The sequence below is a fragment of the Allobosea sp. TAB14 genome (assembly GCF_052113865.1).
Classification (GTDB): domain Bacteria; phylum Pseudomonadota; class Alphaproteobacteria; order Rhizobiales; family Beijerinckiaceae; genus Allobosea; species Allobosea spartocytisi.
The window spans coordinates 1-2953 of record NZ_JBFRDQ010000327.1 but is presented as its reverse complement, the minus strand read 5'-3'; the positions used below and the strand labels follow the sequence as shown (position 1 = coordinate 2953).

Sequence of the window (2953 nt, the reverse complement as noted above, 5' to 3'; positions counted from 1 at the left end):
GCTCAGGATCGCGCGTCTCGATTGCCGCGATGATGGCGAGATGGTCCTGCATCACCGGGATGATGATGCTGTTGTGGATGCGCGTCTCGTATTGCCGGATCAGCCGGATCTTGAGCCAGGTGACCCGGAAGGCTTGGGCAACGATCTCGTTGTCGAGATGGTCGATGATCGCCTCGTGCATCAGCCGGTCGATGTCCTCGGCATCCTCGATCAGCCGCTCGTCGCCGCCGGCCTCGGCTCGGGCGACGATCGCCTCGTGCCGGGCCCGCTGCTCGGCGATCTCGGCGTCGGTCGCGTTCTGCGCATAGAGCGCCGTCGCCTCCTTCTCGAGGAAGAGCCGGAACTGGAAGGCGTTGCGGATCAGGTTCAGGTCGACATGGGCGACCTGCATGCCGCGCTGCGGCACGGTCTTGATCAGCCCCTCCGCCTCGAGCCGCGGGATCAGCTCGCGGATCGCGCCGAGCGGAAAGCCGGTCATCGCCACGAGCTCGCGCTGGGTCACGAACTGGCCGGGCTTGATCTCGCGCGCCAGCAGCCGCTCGGTGAAGGAGGCATAGGCGCGCTCCCTCAGCTTCAGCGGCTCGCCTTCGCGCGGTTCCTGCTCCGGCTGATTCACAATCCCTCCTTCAGGTTGCCCTGGTTCAGGCCGCCTTTGCCTGCGTAATCGAATCGAAGGCTGCAAAGAGCCGCTTGCGGGTGGCCTCGTCCAGTGCTTCCAGCGGCGGGCGCATTGCCCCATAGCCCGGATCGCCATGGACATGACCCGTCAGCGCCTTCACCGCCGCCAGCACCGGATAGGAGCAGATCTCGTCGACGAGCGCATTCACCACCGGGCTGTCCTTGCCCTCGTAGACCATCGGCCGCAGCAATGCCGGCACCAGATTGGCGACGCCGCAGATCGAGCCCTGCGCACCGTTGCGCACCGCCCTCGCGAGCTGGCGCTCGTCGCCAACGAGAATGGCGAGCTCGCCATGCGCCTTCAGCAGCGCCTCGGTGTTGGCATAGTCGCCGGAGGAATCCTTGACGCCGGCGACGAGCCCGGGGAAGGCCGTCTTCAGCCGCTGCACCAGCCCGACGCTGATCTCGACCGCCGTCACCGACGGGATGTGGTAGAGGATGACATTGCGGGCCGAAGCGCCCAGCTTCTCGAAGAACTGCGAGAACCAGACATAGAGCCCTTCGTCGCTGACGCCCTTGAAGTAGAAGGGCGGCGCGACCAGCAGCCCCTTCGCCCCGGCATCGAGCGCGAGCCTGGACTGCTCGACCGCCTCCTGCATCGAGGCCGCGGTAATGCCGGCATAGATCTGCTTGGCCGGATCGATCCCCGCGCCGATCAGCGCGCCCATCATCGCGGTCCGCGCCGGCAGGCCGAGCGCCGCACCCTCCCCCGTCGTGCCGAACAGCGTGACCGAGTCGCAGCCCTGCGCGAGCACATGCTTGGCATGGCGGACGAGGCGCGGCAGGTCGATGCCGCCGCCCTCCCGCATTGGGGTCGTGATCGCGCAGGAAAGGCCGAAGCGGGTCTTTTCGGAGGCCATGGAGGGAACTTTCAGAGCTGAACAGTGGCTGACATGTTAGTATGAAGACAGATCGACTCGCAAGGGCTCCGCAGCGTCCTTGCGATGGTTCCGGCTAGCCGTCCTTGAGGCCTCCGGCCGACAATCCCGCGACGATCTGGCGCTGCGCGATCACGGTCACCAGCAGCACCGGCAGGGTCACCAGCAGCGCCGCCGCCGCGAGCGGCCCCCAGGAGATCTGCTCGAAGGTCAGGGAGTTGTAGACCGCCGAAGGCAGCGTCCGGCTCGCCTTGCCGCCGAGCACCACAGATAGGACAAGGCCGGCGTCATCCGCGCGATCAGGATCAGGATCGCGAATTTATGCGCCTTGCCGCGCGCGATGCCGTAGCCGGCGGGAACGCCGACGATCAGCCCGAGCAGCACCGCCCCGCCCGTGACCAGGATCGAGTTCCAGAGATAGAGCCCGAAATTGTTCTGCGCGAAGACGTCGACATAGTTCTTCAGCGTCGGCGGATCCGGGATGAAGACCGGCGGGAAGGCGGTGTTGTCGAGCTCGTTCTTGAGCGACAGCGAGATCATCCAGAGGAAGACCAGCACCGCCGGCGACACCAGCACGAAGACCGAAGCCCAGAAGCCGAGCTTTTTGGCGAAGCGGCCCATCACGCGTTCCACTTCGACTTCTGCCGCGCATAGAGCAGCAGCAGCGAGAGCATGATGATGATGACGAAGAAGATCACCACGACCGAGGACGCGTAGCCGATCTTGTAGAACTGGAAGGCCTGCAGATAGAGGAAGATGTTCAGTGTCTCCGACGCCGTGCCCGGCCCGCCCTGGGTGATCACGAAGATCGTGTCGAAGGCCTTCAGCGCATCGATGGTGCGGATCACGATCGCCACCATGATGAAGGGCCAGACCAGCGGCAGCGTGATGTGSCGGAACATGTGCCAGTCATTGGCGCCGTCGATCAGCGCGGATTCATAGGGTTCSYKYGGCARSCCGGCSAGACCGCCGAGCACGATCARCATGACSAGCGGCGTCCARTGCCAGACYTCGACCAKSAYCAGCGTCGGGATCACCGTCGCGGGATCGTAGACCCAGGCCGAGGGGCCGATGCCGAACAGCGAAAGCAGGTAATTGAGCACGCCGAGCTGCGGGTGGAACATCATCGTCCAGACCAGCGCGACCGCGACCGGCGTCGCCATCATCGGCATCACGAAGATCGTGCGCAGCAGCCCGCGAAAGGGAAATTCGCGATGGAACACCAGCGCCGCCGCCGTGCCGAACACGATCGGGAGCACCACCGCGAGGATCGTGAAATAGGCCGTGTGCCCCATCGATTCGAGGAAGCGCTGGTCCCTGGCCAGTTCGACAAAGTTGCCGAGGCCGACGAACTCCGCGCCGCCGCCGATCTTCCAGTCTTGCGTGGACATGAACAG

General features: G+C 65.2%; 3 protein-coding genes and 1 pseudogene. All 4 read right to left on the bottom strand.

Annotated elements, in window-relative coordinates; translation table 11 throughout:
* Window positions 1–616, bottom strand: a 616-nt coding sequence (locus AB4Y99_RS27220; RefSeq protein WP_441525537.1) for a GntR family transcriptional regulator, incomplete at its 3' end; no start/stop codon positions are given.
* A 25-nt stretch (window positions 617–641) separates the two neighbouring features.
* Window positions 642–1538 (bottom strand): dihydrodipicolinate synthase family protein, encoded by an 897-nt coding sequence (locus AB4Y99_RS27215; protein WP_441525536.1) that lies wholly within the window; start codon window positions 1536–1538, stop codon window positions 642–644.
* A gap of 94 nt (window positions 1539–1632) precedes the next feature.
* Window positions 1633–2177, bottom strand: a pseudogene (locus AB4Y99_RS27210) (ABC transporter permease family protein).
* Window positions 2177–2953 (bottom strand): carbohydrate ABC transporter permease (locus AB4Y99_RS27205; RefSeq protein WP_441525535.1); only part of this gene is annotated, 777 nt, incomplete at its 5' end. The gene AB4Y99_RS27205 and the pseudogene AB4Y99_RS27210, both read right to left, overlap by 1 nt.